General features: G+C 60.0%; 18 protein-coding genes. 12 read left to right on the forward strand and 6 right to left on the reverse strand.

Annotation, left to right across the window (positions count from 1 at the left end; genetic code table 11):
- Window positions 1-111: 111 nt before the first annotated feature.
- The 3 genes from ACTHXA_RS15015 to ACTHXA_RS15025 all read right to left on the reverse strand — a co-directional run bounded on the left by ACTHXA_RS15015 (window position 112) and on the right by ACTHXA_RS15025 (window position 2,693).
- On the reverse strand, window positions 112-732 hold the full coding sequence (locus ACTHXA_RS15015) for a TetR/AcrR family transcriptional regulator (protein WP_441673688.1): 621 nt from the start codon (window positions 730-732) through the stop codon (window positions 112-114).
- A 78-nt stretch (window positions 733-810) separates the two neighbouring features.
- On the reverse strand, window positions 811-2,163 hold the full coding sequence (locus ACTHXA_RS15020) for an AMP-binding protein (RefSeq protein ID WP_441673689.1): 1,353 nt from the start codon (window positions 2,161-2,163) through the stop codon (window positions 811-813).
- A gap of 74 nt (window positions 2,164-2,237) precedes the next feature.
- A complete protein-coding gene (locus ACTHXA_RS15025; RefSeq protein ID WP_441673690.1) occupies window positions 2,238-2,693 on the reverse strand; it encodes a hotdog fold thioesterase in 456 nt (151 codons plus the stop codon).
- A gap of 289 nt (window positions 2,694-2,982) precedes the next feature.
- Between ACTHXA_RS15025 and paaA the strand changes: the two genes are divergently transcribed.
- The 6 genes from paaA (at window position 2,983) to ACTHXA_RS15055 (ending at window position 7,746) form a co-directional block, all read left to right on the forward strand.
- Window positions 2,983-3,954 carry a 1,2-phenylacetyl-CoA epoxidase subunit PaaA gene (gene paaA / locus ACTHXA_RS15030; protein WP_441673704.1) on the forward strand — a complete coding sequence of 324 codons (972 nt, stop codon included), beginning with the start codon at window positions 2,983-2,985 and terminating at the stop codon, window positions 3,952-3,954.
- A gap of 100 nt (window positions 3,955-4,054) precedes the next feature.
- Window positions 4,055-4,369 carry a 1,2-phenylacetyl-CoA epoxidase subunit PaaB gene (gene paaB, locus ACTHXA_RS15035; protein ID WP_441673691.1) on the forward strand — a complete coding sequence of 105 codons (315 nt, stop codon included), beginning with the start codon at window positions 4,055-4,057 and terminating at the stop codon, window positions 4,367-4,369.
- A complete protein-coding gene (gene paaC, locus ACTHXA_RS15040) occupies window positions 4,366-5,196 on the forward strand; it encodes a 1,2-phenylacetyl-CoA epoxidase subunit PaaC (protein ID WP_441673692.1) in 831 nt (276 codons plus the stop codon). The genes paaB and paaC overlap by 4 nt, the downstream gene beginning before the upstream one ends.
- Window positions 5,197-5,202: 6 nt before the next feature.
- A complete protein-coding gene (gene paaD, locus ACTHXA_RS15045) occupies window positions 5,203-5,739 on the forward strand; it encodes a 1,2-phenylacetyl-CoA epoxidase subunit PaaD (protein ID WP_441673693.1) in 537 nt (178 codons plus the stop codon).
- Window positions 5,739-6,923, forward strand: coding sequence for a 1,2-phenylacetyl-CoA epoxidase subunit PaaE (paaE, locus tag ACTHXA_RS15050; protein ID WP_441673694.1), 1,185 nt, complete (start codon window positions 5,739-5,741; stop codon window positions 6,921-6,923). Before paaD ends, paaE begins: the two co-directional genes overlap by 1 nt.
- A 52-nt stretch (window positions 6,924-6,975) precedes the next feature.
- Window positions 6,976-7,746, forward strand: coding sequence for an enoyl-CoA hydratase/isomerase family protein (locus tag ACTHXA_RS15055; protein ID WP_441673705.1), 771 nt, complete (start codon window positions 6,976-6,978; stop codon window positions 7,744-7,746).
- Window positions 7,747-7,750: 4 nt separating this feature from the next.
- On the opposite strand, the gene ACTHXA_RS15060 is transcribed toward ACTHXA_RS15055, so the two are convergent.
- On the reverse strand, window positions 7,751-10,237 hold the full coding sequence (locus ACTHXA_RS15060; protein WP_441673695.1) for a DNA gyrase/topoisomerase IV subunit A: 2,487 nt from the start codon (window positions 10,235-10,237) through the stop codon (window positions 7,751-7,753).
- Window positions 10,238-10,288: 51 nt separating this feature from the next.
- Between ACTHXA_RS15060 and ACTHXA_RS15065 the strand changes: the two genes are divergently transcribed.
- The gene (locus ACTHXA_RS15065) at window positions 10,289-11,425 is read left to right on the forward strand and encodes an alkaline phosphatase family protein (protein ID WP_441673696.1); all 1,137 of its coding nucleotides are present in this window, start codon (window positions 10,289-10,291) and stop codon (window positions 11,423-11,425) included.
- On the opposite strand, the gene sepH is transcribed toward ACTHXA_RS15065, so the two are convergent.
- Window positions 11,422-12,567 carry a septation protein SepH gene (gene sepH, locus ACTHXA_RS15070; RefSeq protein ID WP_441673697.1) on the reverse strand — a complete coding sequence of 382 codons (1,146 nt, stop codon included), beginning with the start codon at window positions 12,565-12,567 and terminating at the stop codon, window positions 11,422-11,424. The genes ACTHXA_RS15065 and sepH overlap by 4 nt on opposite strands.
- A 186-nt stretch (window positions 12,568-12,753) precedes the next feature.
- On the opposite strand from sepH, the gene ACTHXA_RS15075 reads away from it, so the two are divergent.
- Window positions 12,754-13,050 (forward strand): DUF4193 domain-containing protein, encoded by a 297-nt coding sequence (locus ACTHXA_RS15075; RefSeq protein ID WP_441673698.1) that lies wholly within the window; start codon window positions 12,754-12,756, stop codon window positions 13,048-13,050.
- Between the two features lie 60 nt (window positions 13,051-13,110).
- Here the strand turns inward: ACTHXA_RS15075 and ACTHXA_RS15080 are convergent, their stop codons facing one another.
- Window positions 13,111-13,569, reverse strand: a complete 459-nt coding sequence (locus tag ACTHXA_RS15080) for a DUF3093 domain-containing protein (protein ID WP_441673699.1) — start codon at window positions 13,567-13,569, stop codon at window positions 13,111-13,113.
- A gap of 68 nt (window positions 13,570-13,637) precedes the next feature.
- On the opposite strand from ACTHXA_RS15080, the gene dut reads away from it, so the two are divergent.
- The 4 genes from dut to ACTHXA_RS15100 all read left to right on the forward strand — a co-directional run.
- On the forward strand, window positions 13,638-14,072 hold the full coding sequence (gene dut, locus ACTHXA_RS15085; protein ID WP_441673700.1) for a dUTP diphosphatase: 435 nt from the start codon (window positions 13,638-13,640) through the stop codon (window positions 14,070-14,072).
- Window positions 14,073-14,097: 25 nt separating this feature from the next.
- Window positions 14,098-14,856: a DUF3710 domain-containing protein gene (locus tag ACTHXA_RS15090; RefSeq protein ID WP_441673701.1), complete on the forward strand. Its 759-nt coding sequence runs from the start codon at window positions 14,098-14,100 to the stop codon at window positions 14,854-14,856.
- A 4-nt stretch (window positions 14,857-14,860) separates the two neighbouring features.
- Window positions 14,861-15,706, forward strand: a complete 846-nt coding sequence (locus tag ACTHXA_RS15095; RefSeq protein WP_441673702.1) for a DUF3159 domain-containing protein — start codon at window positions 14,861-14,863, stop codon at window positions 15,704-15,706.
- A gap of 71 nt (window positions 15,707-15,777) precedes the next feature.
- On the forward strand, window positions 15,778-16,856 hold a 1,079-nt coding region (locus tag ACTHXA_RS15100; protein WP_441673703.1), incomplete at its 3' end, for an aconitase family protein.

Consider the following 16,856-nt stretch of genomic DNA (forward strand, 5'->3'; position numbering starts at 1 on the left):
GACGCCCGGTTGCCGGGACGGGGGAAGGAGATGGGCGTCGGGGCCGGAAGCTGGGTGCTGGGTGCTGGGTGCTGGGTGCTGGGTGCTGCGTGCTGGGTGCTCGGTGCTGGGTTATGAGGTGCGGGGCCGAAGCCCGTTAAACACGATCTCGACGATGGTGTCGCCAATTTCGTCTGCGCTGATCGTGCCGCCGGGGCGATACCATTCGATGAGTGAGTTCACCATGCCAAAGACAACGCGCGTGACGAGTCTCGGGTCAATATCCGAGCGCAGTGCCTCGGCGTCATCGGCGGCGGCTACGAGCGCGGTGACCGACCGGTCGAAGGTGCGTCGTCGCTCCAGGGCCTGTCGCTCGAGCGCGGTATTACCGCGCAGACGCAGCAGCAGAGTCACCGATTCCAACTCCTCAATGAGCACTCGCACCGTGCCTCGCAGCACCGCCTCCAGCCGATCAACCGTGGAGGTCGACTGCGCGACCGATTCCGCAAGCATCCCTTCGAGAGAAGAAAGCGCCCGGTCGAGAGCGCTCGCGAGCAGGTCCTCTTTACTCGCCACGTGGTGATAGATCGCCGATTTTGAGACGCCGAGTTGTTCGGCGATCATTCCCACCGTTGTGGCCTCATAGCCGTGCTGATTGAACAGTCGGACCGCGGCGGTGATCACGTCGGCACGGTCATTGCCGGGACGACCGCGGCGCGGTGTCGTGGCGATGGATTCATTGGTGGTGGTCATGGCATCTTTCTCAATAAACGCGAACGGGTGGCAGCACTTTCGCGCCACCACCCGTTCAGTTCACCGGGATGTTTCGGGTCATCGGTGAATAGGCAGGTGATGGGCAGGGTACTCGCTGAAGTTGCGATCGCGGTAGTCATAGAGCCGCTTCGCCTTCCCCTCGGAGCGCGCCACGCTGTTGGGGTCAACCACGTGGATGCGCACTGAAGAGCCAATACGGATCTTAATGTCCTGCTGCAGCGCACGGCCACAGTCCTGCGCCTCCGCCATGGTGTACTCCGGGCGGCGCTCGATTACGACGGTGAGTTCATCCATTCGCTGGGGCCGGGTGAGTTCCAGATGGTAGTAGGGGCTCAGGGCCTTCTGGTTGAGCGCGAGTTCTTCAATCTGTGAGGGGAACATATTGACGCCGCGAAGGATGATCATGTCGTCAGTACGTGAGCGGACCTTGCGCATCCGGCGCATATTGGGCCGCGCATCGCCGGGCTCGAGTACCGAGAGGTCCTTCGTGCGGTAGCGAATAATGGGCATCGCTTCTTTGGTCAACGAGGTAAAGACGAGTTCGCCTTCTTCGCCATCGGGAAGCACCATGGTGAGGTCCTCCCGGTCGACAATCTCGGGGAGGAAGAGATCTTCCCAAATCGTGGAGCCCTGCTGGTGTTCCACGGATTCGCCCGCCATTCCCGGACCCATGAGCTCTGAGAGACCGTAAATATCGATCGCCTTGAGATCGAAGCCCTGCTCGATTTCCTTGCGCATTTCTTCTGACCAGGGCTCGGCACCCAAAATCGCAATTTCAATCGAAGTGTCTCGGGCATCCATGCCGTGTGAACGCATGTGATCAAGGATCGTTAGCAAATACGAGGGTGTGCACATGATGATGCGCGGCTTGAAGTCGTGCATCATCTGGATCTGCCGCGCGGTCTGCCCGCCCGACATCGGGATCACGGTGAGCCCGGCACGTTCGATGCCATCGTGCGCACCGAGCCCACCGGTGAAGAGTCCGTAGCCGTAAGCATTATGGACGAGGTCGCCGGGCCGCGCACCAGCGAGTCGAAGGACTCGGGCCACGCTCTGCGCCCACTTGTCCAGGTCATTTTCGGTGTAGCCCACGACGGTCGGGCGCCCGGTAGTGCCGGAGGAGGCGTGGACGCGACGGACCTGATCCATCGGCACAGCGAAGGTCTTGAACGGATAGTTTTCGCGCAGGTCGTCCTTCGTAGTAAACGGGAACTTGGCGATATCGGCGAGCGTTTGGAGGTCGTCAGGAGAGACACCGTGTTCGTCGAATTTCTTGGTGTACATCGGCACGTTTTCGTACGCGTGTCGCACGGTCCACTTGAGTCGCTCAAGCTGCAGAGCCTCAAGCTCTTCACGGCTCAGTTGTTCTTCGGGGTCGAGCTGGTCGAGGTGGAATTCGGTCTGGATCACGGGAAATTGCCTTCTCTAATGGGTCGTCTTTGACGGTGCGATGGATGTTTTGCTGCGATGGGTTGCCGGTGTGATTAGCCAGCGGGTTTGGGGATGGTGCGGCTACGCCCGCGGAAGAGCAGGATGCGCACGGGACTAGGATCGTCCGGCCCCTGTGCGGTGACTTCGATGTCATAGACACCGCTTCGTGCTTCGTGCACGGCTTTGGCGTGCGCGGTGAGAGTCTGGCCGATGGTGGCCGGCCGCAGGAAGTTCACGTCCACACCGGAAGCCACGGTGATCGTGCCGTTATCCTCGTGGGTATTGCAAGCGATGGCGAATGCGCTATCCGCAAAGGCAAACACCATGCCGCCGTGGGCGATGGCAAAGCCATTGAGCATTTCTTGCCGAAGCTCCATCTCAATGATCGCTTCGCCGGGCTCACTTTTGAGCACACGAATGCCCATCCACTCGCTCGCGAAATCATCTTTGAGGATGCGGTGATGCTCGGCAAGGTCGCCATATGCCAATGCGTTTTTCGTTGAATCCATGGTCCTCCATCCACTTCTTCGTGAATTCCTGAACAGTCTTACAGAAAAGTTTGAGTTTTTGGCTGCGTCAGGCGAATTTTCCTGGAAAGCTGCTTCTGAAACCGGGTCTCGGATCGATTGCTTTCCTACCTGGGTACTTCCGGTATTTGGCTTGACCTTGTCAAAATACAGCATAAACTGAACGCACGGTCTGTAATCTTGAGCCAGTGCTGCTTCAAGGCCAGAACAAATACCCCAAATCACCAGTTACGTCGAAGGAGACCTCCGCATGACGAATAACGTTACTGAGATGCCGCATCGCGACGATGCTGAACTAGAGCGCGCCGAGGCGTACTTTGACGAGATCATTGCCAAGGACTCGCGAATCGAGCCCGCCGACTGGATGCCGGAGCCGTATCGAAAGACGCTGACTCGGCAGATCTCCCAGCACGCGCACTCCGAGATCATCGGAATGCAGCCAGAAGCAAACTGGATTACTCGCGCTCCTTCGCTGAAGCGCAAGTCGATCCTCGTTGCCAAAGTGCAGGACGAAGCCGGTCACGGTCTCTACCTCTACTCAGCGGCCGAAACGCTCGGCACGCCGCGAGATGTCCTCAACCAGCAGCTGCTCGACGGCAAGGCGAAGTACTCCTCGATCTTTAACTATCCGGCACGCACCTGGGCTGATATGGGGGCGATCGGTTGGCTCGTCGACGGCGCCGCGATCTGCAACCAGGTTCCCCTGTGCCGTTGCTCCTACGGACCATACGGTCGGGCAATGGTGCGCATCTGTAAAGAAGAATCCTTCCACCAACGCCAGGGCTGGGAGATCTTGTACACCCTTTCCAACGGCACCGAGGCGCAGAAGAAGATGGCTCAGGATGCGGTCAATCGCTTCTACGGTCCGGCGCTCCAGATGTTCGGCCCGCCGGATGACGAGTCACCGAACTCGAAGCAGTCAATGGCATGGAACATTAAGCGCTTCTCTAATGACGAACTGCGCCAGCGCTTTGTTGACATGATTGTTCCGCAGGCTGAGGCACTCGGTCTCACCCTGCCAGACCCCGATCTCAAGTGGAACGAAGAGCGTGGCCACTATGACTTCGGTGAGCTGGATTGGGATGAATTCTTCGGCGTGATCAAGGGCAACGGCCCGGCGAACGCACAGCGCCTCGCGCGTCGCCAGGAAGCCCACGATAACGGTGCTTGGGTTCGCGAAGCCGCGGCCGAATACGCCCGGAAGCAAGAAGAAGCGGCAGCCGCGACCTCCGCAGTCGCGTAGAGCACGTCCACCATCGCAATACGCACGCTCCACATCGCAACGAATTTAAGTGGTCGAGTCGTCAGTTGACGGCTCGACTAACTCAACGGAGAGAAACGCTATGAGTGAAAAAACCCCGGCTGCCCCCGTGCAGCGCAACCAATGGCCATTGTGGGAAGTGTTTGTCCGCTCCTCGCGTGGCCTCAGCCACGTGCATGCGGGATCCCTGCACGCACCCGACGAGAAAATGGCGCTTCGCAACGCGCGTGACCTGTACACGCGTCGCAACGAGGGCGTTTCCCTCTGGGTAGTGCGTAGCGAAGACATCGCGGCATCGGACCCCGACTCGAAGGGCTCGTACTTTGAGTCCTCGCAGGGCAAGAACTACCGCCACGCGACCTACTACACGAAGTCGGAAGGGGTGAAGCACCTGTGAGTGGAGGATCCGGATTCGATTCCGCAACCCTAATTTCTGCCGGCTACGCCCTGACGAGTGAGGAGCTCGCGCAGTCCGATGTCATTGCAGCCCCGGACGTGGCTGAATATGCGCTTCGACTCGGTGACGACGCGCTGATCCTTGCCCAGAACATGATCTGGTGGGTATCGCGTGCTCCCGAACTCGAGGAAGACATAGCCCTCGGCAATATCGCGCTCGACCTGCTCGGTCACGCTCGCGTGCTGCTCACCTTCGCCGGTTCGGCGTGGGACAAGACCGAAGATGACTTGGCCTACTTCCGTGAGGAAGAGGAGTTTCGCTGCCTGCACCTCGTGCAGTTCCCAGGACGCGACTTTGGCGAGACCATTGCGCGGCAGCTGATTTACTCGCACTTTGCATTCGAGCTATACACGCGTCTGTTGCATTCTCAGGATGAGACGCTTGCCGCGATTGCGGGCAAGACCGTGAAAGAACTCGATTACCACGTCGATCACGCTGAGCAGTGGACACTGCGATTGGGTCGCGGTACCGAAGAATCAAATCGACGCTTGCAGGCGGCGCTCGAATACTTTTGGCCCTATGTTGATGAACTCTTTGAAGACGATGAACTCATTGACAAGCTCGAAGGCATCGCGGTGCGCCCATCCGAATTGCGAGATGTTGTGCTTGAGCGGATTACGGCAGCGATTGAAGCCTCCGGTCTTCGGATTCCAGACAGCAAGCAAGCCGTAACCGGTGGCCGCCGTGGCGAGCACCGTGAACATCTCGGTCCGCTCCTCGCGGAAATGCAGGTGCTGGCGCGCAAACACCCCGGAGTGACCTGGTAGGTAGTAATGATCCAGCAACTCAGTAAAGACATTGCGCAACGTCCAATGGATCCCGAAGCGGCCCGTGTCTGGGATGTTGTGGGGAAAGTAACCGACCCAGAGATTCCGGTATTGACGATTATCGATATCGGGATTCTGCGCGAGGTCATGGTTGCTTCGGATGGCACGGCACAGGTGATCATTACCCCGACGTATTCCGGATGCCCCGCAATGGACACGATCAAAGCGGATGTGGAGCAGGCACTTCGCGAAGCGGGGTATGACCGCTATGAAGTGACCATGTCACTTGCCCCCGCTTGGACCACCGACTGGATGACCCCGGAGGGGAAGCAAAAGCTCGAGCAATACGGTATTGCTCCGCCCACCGGGAACTCCGCCGTAGGAATGCAGCGCGGCCCTAAGCGGCTCTCGCTTGCCGTTCGCTGCCCCAACTGCGGCTCCATTAAGACGAATGAATTGAGCCGATTCGGCTCGACGGCCTGCAAGGCGCTGTTCCAGTGCGCTTCCTGCAAGGAACCGTTTGACTATTTCAAGGTGCACTAGTGACTGAAGCAAATACGCAATCACCCGCTGACGATGATGTCAGCACGGCCAAGCGACGCGCGGTATTTCACACTCTCGAAGTGAGTGCGGTGCGGAAACTCACCGACAAATCCATCGAAGTGTCCTTCGCGGTCCCGGAAGAGCTGCAAGACGAATACAACTACGTTGCCGGGCAGTACGTCGCTTTGCGAGCCAATATTGATGGCCAGGAAGTTCGCCGCAGCTACTCAATCTGTGAGGCTCCAACTCCGGGCACGATCAAGGTTGGCATTAAGCGAGACCTCGGCGGTCTCTTCTCGAACTGGGCCAATGACAGTCTTGCGGCAGGTTATGAGATTGACGTCATGAGCCCGCAGGGTGTGTTCGTCTCCAAGCACCAGTTCACGGGGATGAATGACGCCGAGAAGGTGAGCGCCGAAGCGACGGCCGACGGCGCGAATCACTTCGTGGCCGCGGCCGCCGGCTCGGGGATCACCCCGGTCATTGCGATCGCAAAATCCCTCCTCGAGCATCCGAACACGAATGTTGATCTCATCTACGCAAACCGAGCCGCTTCGGACGTGATGTTCCTTGAGGACCTCGCGGACCTCAAGGACCGCCACCCGACTCGACTCGCCATACATCACGTACTCTCGCGCGAGCAGCGTCAGGCACCGATCTACTCGGGTCGACTGGACGCCGAGAAGCTCTCGCAGATTTTTGAGCACCTCATCGACGTGCCCAATGTTGACGAATGGTTCCTCTGCGGCCCGTTCGAACTCGTGCAAATGATCCGTGATGAGTTGAGCGATCGAGAAGTCGCGAGCGAGAAGGTTCGATTCGAGCTGTTCTCGACCGGACAGCCTGGCGAGGGCGCCCAGTCAAGCGCCGGCCGTCCGGTTGAGGTTGACCCCGAGGGCGATAACTTCGAGATCGGCTTCGTCCTCGACGGACTCAGTGGCGAAGTGAAGTCGCCGAAGGATGCGCGTGAGACGGTGTTGAACGCCGCCCTTCGAGTGCGGCCAGACGTACCCTTTGCCTGTGCCGGCGGCGTGTGTGGCACGTGCCGAGCAAAGGTTGAGGTTGGTTCGGTAGACATGGCGGAGAACTACGCCCTCGAGTCCGACGACGTCGATAACGGCTACGTACTCACCTGCCAGTCACGACCGACAAGCGACAAGGTGCTCGTAAACTTCGACGCCTAGTCGCGCGAGAGGACCCGGCAGAACTGAAAGAAGGAACACGGCTCACATGGGCATGATTGATCTCACAATTCAGGATGGGGTGGCTGAGCTGGTTCTCAATGCCCCGCAGAAGCTTAATTCCTTGGCGGAGGATGACCTCGTCGAACTCGGTGAGAAGCTCGACGAGGCCGCAGCCGCAAGCGTTGGCGCGCTGCTGCTCCGTGGTGAAGGGCGGGGCTTTTGCGCGGGACGTGACATCTCCGGTGTGGTGCCCGCCGATGACGATGTTGCCGACTTCCTCGGTAACCGAGTGACCGGTGTGCTGAAGAAGATCAGCGAGTTTCCTGCACCAACATTTGCCGCGGTGCACGGCGCGTGTTTGGGGGTTGGACTCGGTTTGGCGATTGCGACCGATGTGGTCTATATCGCTGAAACGGCCAAAATCGGCTCCCCCTTCGCAAACCTCGGCGCCACGCTTGACTCAGGCGGACACTGGCTCTTCACCGAACGCCTCGGTGCACACCGAACACTGGATCTGATCTATACGGCGGAGTTCATCTCCGGCCGGGAAGCCGTGGAACAGGGGTTGTTTAGCCGCTGGGTTGCTGATGACCAGGTGCTCGAGTTCACGCGCGAACGCGCCGCAAAAGCTGCCTCAGGGGCGCAACTCGCCTTCGCGACCTCGAAGATCCTCGTACAGCAGATCCGTGACCAGCGCATCGGGATGTGGGAATCCATCGATGCTGAGAACCGAGCTCAGGGCGAACTCTGCGCGAGCGAGGACTATGCCGAAGGGTTCAAAGCGTTCCAAGAAAAGCGAAAGCCCGAATTCAAGGGCCGCTAGCGCACTATTCAGTGGTTGGCAGATCACCCATCGTGCGCCCAAGCGCATCCACTTGGGTGTCGAGTTGCGTGCCCGAAGCATCCCGCTTGCCGAGCCCTTCGGGAAGCTGACGGATCGCGCCGTCTTTCGCGGTGGCCCGAACCGGCCCTGGCCCAACCCAGGCCATGGCAAGGGCTGCCTCCGACCTTACGAACCGCTGTGCCCGCACCCCGGCGGTTGCGCGGCCCTTCGCCGGGAATTCCGCAAACTCACTCGTCTTCGCGCTGCCGAGCACGTCACCAAAGAGCGCCTCGTCGGCGGGTGGCTCCGCCACGGTCACGACCAGCGCGCGGTCGATCTGCTCGGGCGTGAGCACGGAGAAACTGATCACTCGTGCCCCGTCTCCGACGCGAATGCCGGCCATTCCACCAGCGCCCAGACCCTGTGGACGCACGAGGGCGGCCGAGTAGTGCAAAAGCTGGGCGTCGCTGGTGACGAACACGAGCTCTGCGTCATCGGCCGCACGGGCCGCTCCGACGACCTCGTCTCCCGGCTTCAGCGCAATCGCGGAGAGCTCATGCTGGTTCTTCCACTCCGCCGGGTTCACGCGCTTGACCACGCCCTGACGCGTTGCGAGTGCAAGCGGAGTGTCAACACCGAGCGGGACGAGGCCGACGATGGTTTCATTGCGTTCGGTAATGCCGAAGTATTCTTTCGCGGAGACTCCGGCGTTCATCAGCACCGAGGAAGCCGGTGAGGCGGGCAGTGATACGGGTGTTGCCCGATACACAATGCCTCGATTCGTCACCGCGCCAATGTGCGAAAGCGTCGTGGTCGAGACATCCGCAGTGATGGCATCGTGCTTCGAGCGACGCTTGGGCTGTACGAATACGCCTTCTTCACCGAGTTCCACGCGCAGAATCTTGCCGGTGGCCGACAGCAGCACGCGAGTGGGCACATCGGGTGCCTGCAGGGCCGAGGAATCGGTTGCGCTCTTGGTCCTCGAGGTCGCCTGTACGTGAGCATCGCCTTCGATCAGCATGGTCCGGCGGGGAGTGGCAAATGCCTCGGATGCCGCAGACAGCTCATCACCGACGAGACCGCGCAGTAGCTCATCGGATGCGAGCAAAGCTTCGAGCTCGGCGATTTCCTTACGAAGCTGCTCAGCTTCGGTTTCGAGCTCGATGCGGGAGAACTTCGTGAGTCGTCGCAGTCGCAACTCGAGGATGTACTCGGCCTGTCGCTCGGAGAGATCGAACACCATTTGCAGTCTCGAACGCGCTTCATCGGCGTCATCCGAAGAACGAATGATCTGGATGACCTCGTCAATATCGAGGATCGCAATCAGCAGGCCCTCAACCAGGTGCAGCCGGTCACGGCGCTTGCCGAGGCGGAACTCGCTGCGCCTGCGGACCACCGAAAGGCGGTGCCGCAGGTACACATCCAGCAGCTCGCGTAGGCCAAGCGTCTGTGGAGCACCATCCACGAGCGCGACGTTATTGATGTGGAACTGCTCTTCCAAGGGTGTGAAGCGGTAGAGCTGTTCGAGCACGGCCTCGGGCACAAACCCGGTCTTCAACTCGATGACGAGTTTCATACCGTGCTTGCGGTCCGTGAGATCCGTCACGGAAGAAATACCGTTCAGCTTCTTCGACTGCACACCCTGTTTGATCCGTTCGATGACCCGCTCCGGGCCAACGAGGTAAGGCAGTTCGGTGACGACCAGGCCCTTGCGCCGGGCCGTGACGTTTTCGACTGTAACTGAGGCACGCATCCGGAAGGAACCTCGGCCGGTCTCATAGGCCTCTTTGACTCCGTCGAGACCGATGATTCGACCGCCGCCGGGAAGGTCCGGTCCCGGCACATGCGCCATCAGCTCCGAGAGCGAGGCATCGGGATGCATGAGCAAATGCTGGGCTGCCGAAATCACCTCGCCGAGATTGTGCGGTGCCATGTTTGTGGCCATGCCGACCGCGATTCCGGATGCACCGTTAACGAGCAGGTTTGGCCAGGCTGCGGGCAGCACATCGGGCTGCTGGAGCGAGTTGTCGTAGTTCGGAACAAAGTCGACCACGTCTTCATCGAGCGATTCGGTGAGGGCGAGGGCGGCGGCAGTGAGCCTAGCTTCGGTATAGCGCGGGGCGGCCGGCCCGTCATCAAGCGAACCGAAGTTGCCGTGGCCGTCAATGAGCGGAACCCGCTGGGTAAAGGGCTGCGCGAGCCGCACCATGGCGTCATAAATGGCCGAGTCACCGTGAGGGTGGAGCTTACCCATCACATCGCCGACCACGCGTGCAGACTTCACGTGGCCCTTGTCTGGCCGCAAGCCCATTTCGGTCATTTGATACAGGATGCGCCGCTGGACGGGCTTGAGCCCATCACGAGCGTCGGGCAGGGCACGGGAGTAGATTACCGAGTAGGCGTATTCGAGGAAGGATCCCCGCATCTCCGTCGAGACGTCAACATCCTCAATCCGGTCATATTCGGATTCTGAAGAGGTCGTTGTCGCCATGGGTCTCGCTTCTGTTGCTCTAAGAAATTGGGCCTGTGAAAAGATGGTCCGATGGAGCCAATCGTATTCAACCGCCCCGCAAACGCGCCGACGCTCGCCGACGTGTTGCCGAACTGCCTGGCCGCAATGAATGGTAAATCAGCAAGTCTTGGACTGCCAGCCGTGCGCGGCGCGGTGGTCGTGCTCGTGGATGGTTTGGGGGAGTCGCTGCTGCGCACCCGCGGTGGTCATGCCCGCCACACGGTTCGTGGTTGGCAGCCGGAAGACATTGCGGTGAGCTTCCCGTCGACCACCGTTGCGGGAATCACCTCGCTCATGACCGCGACGGGTGCGGGGGCGCATGGCCTCGTGGGGTATTCGATTTGGGACCGCAAGACAGCAGAGTATCGGAATCAATTATCCGGTTGGGGTGCAGGGATGGAACCGGCGACGTGGCAGTTGCGAAGCACCGTGTTTGAATCACTCGTTGCCGACGCCTCACCGATCACACCGGTCATCGTCTCCACTGAAGAGTATCGAAACTCTGGCCTCACGCAGGCCTCGCTTCGCGGTGGCGAGTATTACGGGGCCGAGAGCATGACGGAGCGGGCCGAGCTTGCGGCGCAGTTGTGTCACCAGATTGAGCGGCCGCTGGTGTATCTGTACCACGCTGAGCTCGACCAAGCGGGGCACAAACACGGCTGCGAATCCGGCACCTGGCTCGAGAAACTTGAAGAGCTCGACTACTCCATCGCGCAGCTGCTCGATCAACTGCCCAAAGACATCGGTGTGCTCATTACCGCTGACCACGGCATGATCGACATCCCGCACGACAATCAGATCGACTTCGAAGGCGACCTATTGGAAGGCGTGCTTGCGATTGCGGGGGAGCCGCGGCTGCGGCACATCTACGTGGACGACGAATGTGATGTCGCTGCGCTGGCTGAGCGGTACCGCGAGGCCGAAAGCGCTCGCGCCTGGGTCTATACGAAGGACGAGATTATCGCCAGCGGGCTCTACGGGAGCGAGGTGGCGAAACCTTCAGTGGAACGCATTGGAGATATCGTGGTCGCCGCACGCGATCAGGTGACCTATTTTTCGCCGGAGATGCCCGCGAGTATGCGGCTCATGGTTGGACAGCACGGTTCACTCACCAATGAGGAGACCATTGTGCCGCTGATTCGGCACGGCGCCTTCAGCGCGAACTAGTCCTCATCACTTTTCGTGCCGAACACGATCTCATCCCAGCTCGGCATTGAGGGACGCGCTCCGCGCCGGCGCGCCGACTTGGTGCGTTGCCCGGTCGAGGAGTCTTGGGAATCAAGTTCCTGATCGAGACCGTCGAACGCGACCTGCTTGACGTACTCGGTGCCTGCGGTGGCGTCGTCGGTGACTGGATCGCCAGTCGGTCTGCTGTCCGCACCATTTTGCGTCGAGTCTTCATCAGTGTCGGTGTCAGCGGCAGAGACAGTCGCATCAGCAGAGTCAGCAGTAGCCGGTCGCGCAAATGGGGTAACCCTGCTGGCGCCGAGGTCAGTTTCGGTCTCTGTGTCGGGGGATTGGTCTTCCCCGAGATCGAATTCGGCCTCCTCCTCATAGGTAGCGTGTTGACGCTCGCCTCGGCGACGTCGCAGTGCCTCGAGGAGGTCAGCCGTTTCATGTGAGGTGAGGTCGCGACGATCGGCTGTGCTCAAAGCCTCTGACTGCAACTCATCGTCCTCGCGCACCGGGATGACCCCGCCCGTGGATTCACGCTTCACCGCACGAAGGTGCGGGCCGACCAGCGAACTGGGTTCGCCCTGCTGCGAGAGCGTGATTGCGGCGGGCGATGACGGCTGCAGTGTGTGAGCGCGGGCGTCAAATTGCCAGAGTGCGTTGCGAGCCACGTCCTCGGTCACAAAATCGAGACCAACGTGCCAACCTGTCTCCGGGTCTTTCCACGCATCCCAATTGATTCCGGTTGCGCCAAGCTGCTCAAGTCGGTCATCAATTGTGGTGCCAAAGGTTGCACCTTCGGGCGAGAGCGGATCGATAGGTGACTGCAGGCGCACCGCAACGGCACGTGCCTGTTCGACGATGTAGCCGCGCTCTGCCAGAATTGGGCCTTCAAACCGGGCCACCGTTTCTGCATCCGCTCCCGTCTCGGCGACGACTTCGTCAACGGTGCGACCGGCGCGAATCAACTGCTGGATTTGTCGTGGAGGAACTCGGGGCCCTTCCGGCCGAGCCGCTGGGCGGGGTCGCAGTGCGTCGCGCAGTGATTCGTCCGCGCGGAGGCGAAATCGCTCGCCGCTATCGTTCGTGGCGATGAGCCAATCGTCTTCGAGACCGACGAAGCGTAGTTCCTGCATGTGTGCCTCCTCCAATAGGATCTCGCCAAGCATCACAGACGGAGTCGTCAGTGGCCGGTAAGTTCTCCGCGTGCCGCAGAATCCACGGTGAAACATGTCGACTTGCGAATAACTGATGGATGGTGCAGAATAGCGCGCCGACGGGGTAAATATATCCCGATAGATTTCGATATTTTTTGGACGGTTATGGCCACCGACTACGACGCTCCGCGTAAGACAGAAGAAGACACTGACTCGATCGAGGCGCTCAAGGAGCGTGTTCCCGATTCGGGCTCCCCGAACGTTGATATCGACCAGGGCGACGGTGTTCACGGGTTTGAACTGGACGCCTCGGATCTCAGCGATGTTGAGATCGAGACCGTGGTGATTCCGCGACAGGACGATGAATTCACCTGCATGGAGTGCTTCCTGATTAAGAACCGCTCACAGCTTTCGGCAGAGTCCACCCCGGGGAACCCGATTTGTAACGACTGCGCGGCCTAATTAACGTCACGATGGCGCCCACCCCTCGAATTGAGCGGTGGGCGCCATTCTTGTGTTAACTCAGGGCGAATCGGGTAGCCGCGACTTTGCTTCCGCGATGGCGGCAATCGCCTCATCGGGGTGACGGGTCGAGAACAGCCAGTAGGGGATCGGATCGTTCTCGTCGACAATTTCGATCCTGGCGGAGGTATTAACCCAGCCGCGCAGGCAAGTCCACGCACGCGCATCCAGGTTTGGGCCGGCTTGCTCTCTTGCCTTTTCGGTCGTGTCGTGAGCGTAGCCATCACCTAGGTATTGGAGCGGCACTTCTGCAGAACCGACCCGGAGGGTGCTGGAGCCGACTTCGATGACGGGGGATCCGCTATAGAGCGCGATCACGTAACCGGCATAGAGCGCGACACCCAGGATGATGCCGACCAGGATATTAATCGGCATGAACACAACGAACACCGCCGGTATTATCGCTGCCCCAAAGATATAGACCCAGATTGAGGGAGAGACTCGTTCGCGGTAAATCACTCGACCATCTCATCATCTCGACCATCCAGCATCCTGAGTCCCCAGCAGAAGTCGGTTAGCCTCGAAGGGTGAGTGCATCAATCCAAATCCCACACACCGGTCAGGCGCCAACGCACGCCAACCCTTCAGACGCCGGTGCCGATCTGTACGCCGCCGAGTCAGTGACGCTCGCTCCCGGAGAGCGCGCACTCATCGGTACTGGAACGGCAATCGCGCTGCCGGAGCGCACAGTAGGGCTGGTCGCACCCCGTTCGGGGCTCGCCGCCAAACACGGGATCACGATTGTCAATGCGCCAGGGGTCATTGATGCCGGTTATCGTGGGGAACTCAAAGTAACCCTGTTGAATACGGATCGTGACGAGGCATATACCGTGAACGCCGGCGACCGGATCGCGCAATTGCTGGTGTTGCCGATTCCGGCGGTGGAATTCATCGCGGTATCGGAATTGCCGACCGGTGATCGCGGGGCGGCTGGTTTTGGCTCGAGTGGATACGCGGGCTAGCGAGAGTTTTAGGCGGAGTGGATTTATGGGACTTTTTGACATCTTCAAACGCAAAGAAGAAGTAATTAAGGCGGACAAGCTCGTCGTTGAAGATGATGACGATGTTGTCGAGGACGAGACGGCAGCTGCCGACCAAGAGCTTGAGGATGCCGAAGATCCTGACGAGTTCGAGAAGGAAGCGCCGGAAGACCGCGCGGAAAACGGGCCCTTTGACACGTCGGAGCACGATGGCGAGGGCACCTATATTGACCTTGGTGCGCTGAAAGTTCCCGCCCAGAGCGGCCTTGCGCTGCGTCTCGAGTTTGAGGACAAGACCAAACGAGTGATCGCAGTTGGGCTCGATCTCGACGGCTCGACGATGCAAGTGCAGGCCTTCGCGTCACCGCGATCGAGTGGGCTGTGGAAGGATGTGCGCACCAAGCTTGCGCAGCAGGTCAAGAAACAGGGCGGTAAGGCTGAAGAGAAGGACTCGGTAGTCGGCATTTCGCTGCGAACCTCAGTGCCAATCATCCAAGGCGGCGATAAGGCGCGCGTGGTGCAGTTTTTTGGCGTCGATGGACCTCGATGGTTCCTTCGCGGTGTGATTACCGGTCAGGCAACCGCCGATGAAACGCGGCTGAATACGATGCTGGAGATTTTCCGCGGCGTCATCGTGAATCGCGGCGAGAAAGCGGTTCCACCGCGCGACTTGCTGCCGCTTACCGTGCCACAGGCAATGGCCGATCAAATGGCGGCTGCCGCCGCGAAAAAACGTGAGCAGCAACAGGCCCAAGCGGAAAACTGAGACCGTGTCTGACGAACATCCCACCCCCGATACGTCGGGATCACACGACTCCCGAGAACCGGTTGCTGCCGAACAGGCCCAGCAGGACGCGGAGCTGCAGGAGCGACTCAGCACTGCCGCAAGGCAGTCGGCGCTGGGGAAAGTGGCGGAGTCATCGTCCACCGGTGAGGCGCTCCTCGTTGCCATGGGTGGTTGGCGCGGCATTGTTGAAGCGTTGCTACCTGGAATCCTCTTTCTCGTGCTGTACGTCATTACGACCCGTACGGTTGCTGGCGGCGGCGCGATGCCCTTCGGGCTCGATCCACTGTGGATCTCAGTTGGCGCGCCCGCAATTGCCGGGCTCATCTTTTTGCTGATTCGTATTGTCCGTAAGGAGCCCACCGCCTCCGCACTCGGCGGTCTGATCGGTCTGGTGGTGAGCGGGTTCTTCGCCCTGCGAAGCGGCGAGGGCAGCGACTTCTTCTTGGTCGGGTTCTGGACGAACGCGGCCTATGGCCTCGGTCTCCTAATCTCGATGATCGCCAGCTGGCCGCTGATCGGTGTGCTCGCCGGTGCCCTGTATGGCGACTGGCGCGGCTGGCGAAAATACCCCCGCATCCTTACTTGGATGCAACTCATTACCGGAGTGTGGGTCGGCCTATTCGCGGCACGACTCGCGGTACAACTGCCTATGTACTTCGCCGATGCCGTCGAGGCACTCGGTGTGGCGCGACTCCTCATGGGAGCCCCGCTATTCGGCGTCTTGGTGGTGATCACCGTGCTATTTGTAAGAGCGGTGTTTCAACCCATCGCAGACGCACGGCTCGCTGAAGAAGAAGTGGCCGCCTCACCCGATGCCGATCGGGCATGACAATTCCGTTCATCGCAATAAGGTAAGGTATCTCGATATCGAGAGACTTTTCGCAGACCGTTAGGAGCAACGTGAGCGCAGTTAATAGCTTCGGAGCTAAGGACGTACTCAACGTCGATGGCACCGACTACGAGATTTACCGCATTGACAAGGTTGAGGGTTATGAAAAGCTTCCCTTCAGCCTCAAGATTCTGCTGGAGAACCAGCTTCGCACCGAAGACGGCGCGAACGTCACCGCAGATCTGATTCGCAGCCTCGGGAACTGGGATGCTTCGGCAGAACCCAACACCGAGATTCAGTTCACTCCGGCACGCGTGGTCATGCAGGACTTCACCGGTGTGCCGTGTGTTGTCGACCTCGCAACCATGCGTGAGGCCGTGAAGGAACTCGGCGGCGACCCCGAGCAGATTAACCCGCAGGCTCCCGCCGAGCTGGTCATCGACCACTCCGTGATCGCTGAGCTCTTCGGTAACTCCGATGCGTTTGAGCGTAACGTGGAGATCGAATATGAGCGCAACGGTGAGCGTTACCAGTTCCTCCGCTGGGGACAGGGCGCCTTCGAGGACTTCAAGGTTGTTCCCCCGGGGACCGGTATCGTCCACCAGGTCAACATTGAGTACCTGGCTCGGGTGACCTTCGTACGTGAAGAAGACGGTGTGAAGCGCGCCTACCCGGACACCCTTGTGGGTACCGACTCGCACACCACTATGGTCAATGGCCTCGGCGTTCTCGGCTGGGGTGTTGGTGGTATCGAGGCAGAGGCCGCCATGCTCGGACAGCCCGTGTCGATGCTCATCCCCAAGGTGGTCGGCTTCAAGCTCAAGGGATCGATCCCCATGGGTGTCACCGCAACGGACGTGGTGCTCACCATCACCGACATGTTGCGTCAGCACGGCGTTGTCGGCAAGTTCGTCGAGTTCTACGGTGACGGCGTTGGCGAGGTACCCCTCGCGAACCGTGCCACCATCGGTAACATGTCGCCTGAGTTCGGTTCGACCGCGGCGATGTTCCCGATCGACGAAGAGACCCTGAACTATTTGCGGTTTACGGGCCGTTCGGAAGAGCAGATCCGACTCGTTGAGGCCTACTCGAAGGAGCAGCACCTCTGGCACAACCCCTCGATCGAGCCCAACTTCTCGGAGTACCTCGA

Source organism: Gulosibacter sp., assembly GCF_052090685.1.
Lineage (GTDB): Bacteria > Actinomycetota > Actinomycetes > Actinomycetales > Microbacteriaceae > Gulosibacter.

Coding starts and splice junctions, on each gene's coding strand:
- ACTHXA_RS15060 (WP_441673695.1), bottom strand. CDS start 10,237: ATGGCGACAACGACCTCTTCAGAATCCGAATATGACCGGATTGAGGAT.
- ACTHXA_RS15025 (WP_441673690.1), bottom strand. CDS start 2,693: ATGGATTCAACGAAAAACGCATTGGCATATGGCGACCTTGCCGAGCAT.
- ACTHXA_RS15075 (WP_441673698.1), top strand. CDS start 12,754: ATGGCCACCGACTACGACGCTCCGCGTAAGACAGAAGAAGACACTGAC.
- sepH (WP_441673697.1), bottom strand. CDS start 12,567: ATGCAGGAACTACGCTTCGTCGGTCTCGAAGACGATTGGCTCATCGCC.
- ACTHXA_RS15015 (WP_441673688.1), bottom strand. CDS start 732: ATGACCACCACCAATGAATCCATCGCCACGACACCGCGCCGCGGTCGT.
- ACTHXA_RS15065 (WP_441673696.1), top strand. CDS start 10,289: ATGGAGCCAATCGTATTCAACCGCCCCGCAAACGCGCCGACGCTCGCC.
- ACTHXA_RS15055 (WP_441673705.1), top strand. CDS start 6,976: ATGATTGATCTCACAATTCAGGATGGGGTGGCTGAGCTGGTTCTCAAT.
- paaA (WP_441673704.1), top strand. CDS start 2,983: ATGCCGCATCGCGACGATGCTGAACTAGAGCGCGCCGAGGCGTACTTT.
- ACTHXA_RS15090 (WP_441673701.1), top strand. CDS start 14,098: ATGGGACTTTTTGACATCTTCAAACGCAAAGAAGAAGTAATTAAGGCG.
- paaD (WP_441673693.1), top strand. CDS start 5,203: ATGATCCAGCAACTCAGTAAAGACATTGCGCAACGTCCAATGGATCCC.
- paaB (WP_441673691.1), top strand. CDS start 4,055: ATGAGTGAAAAAACCCCGGCTGCCCCCGTGCAGCGCAACCAATGGCCA.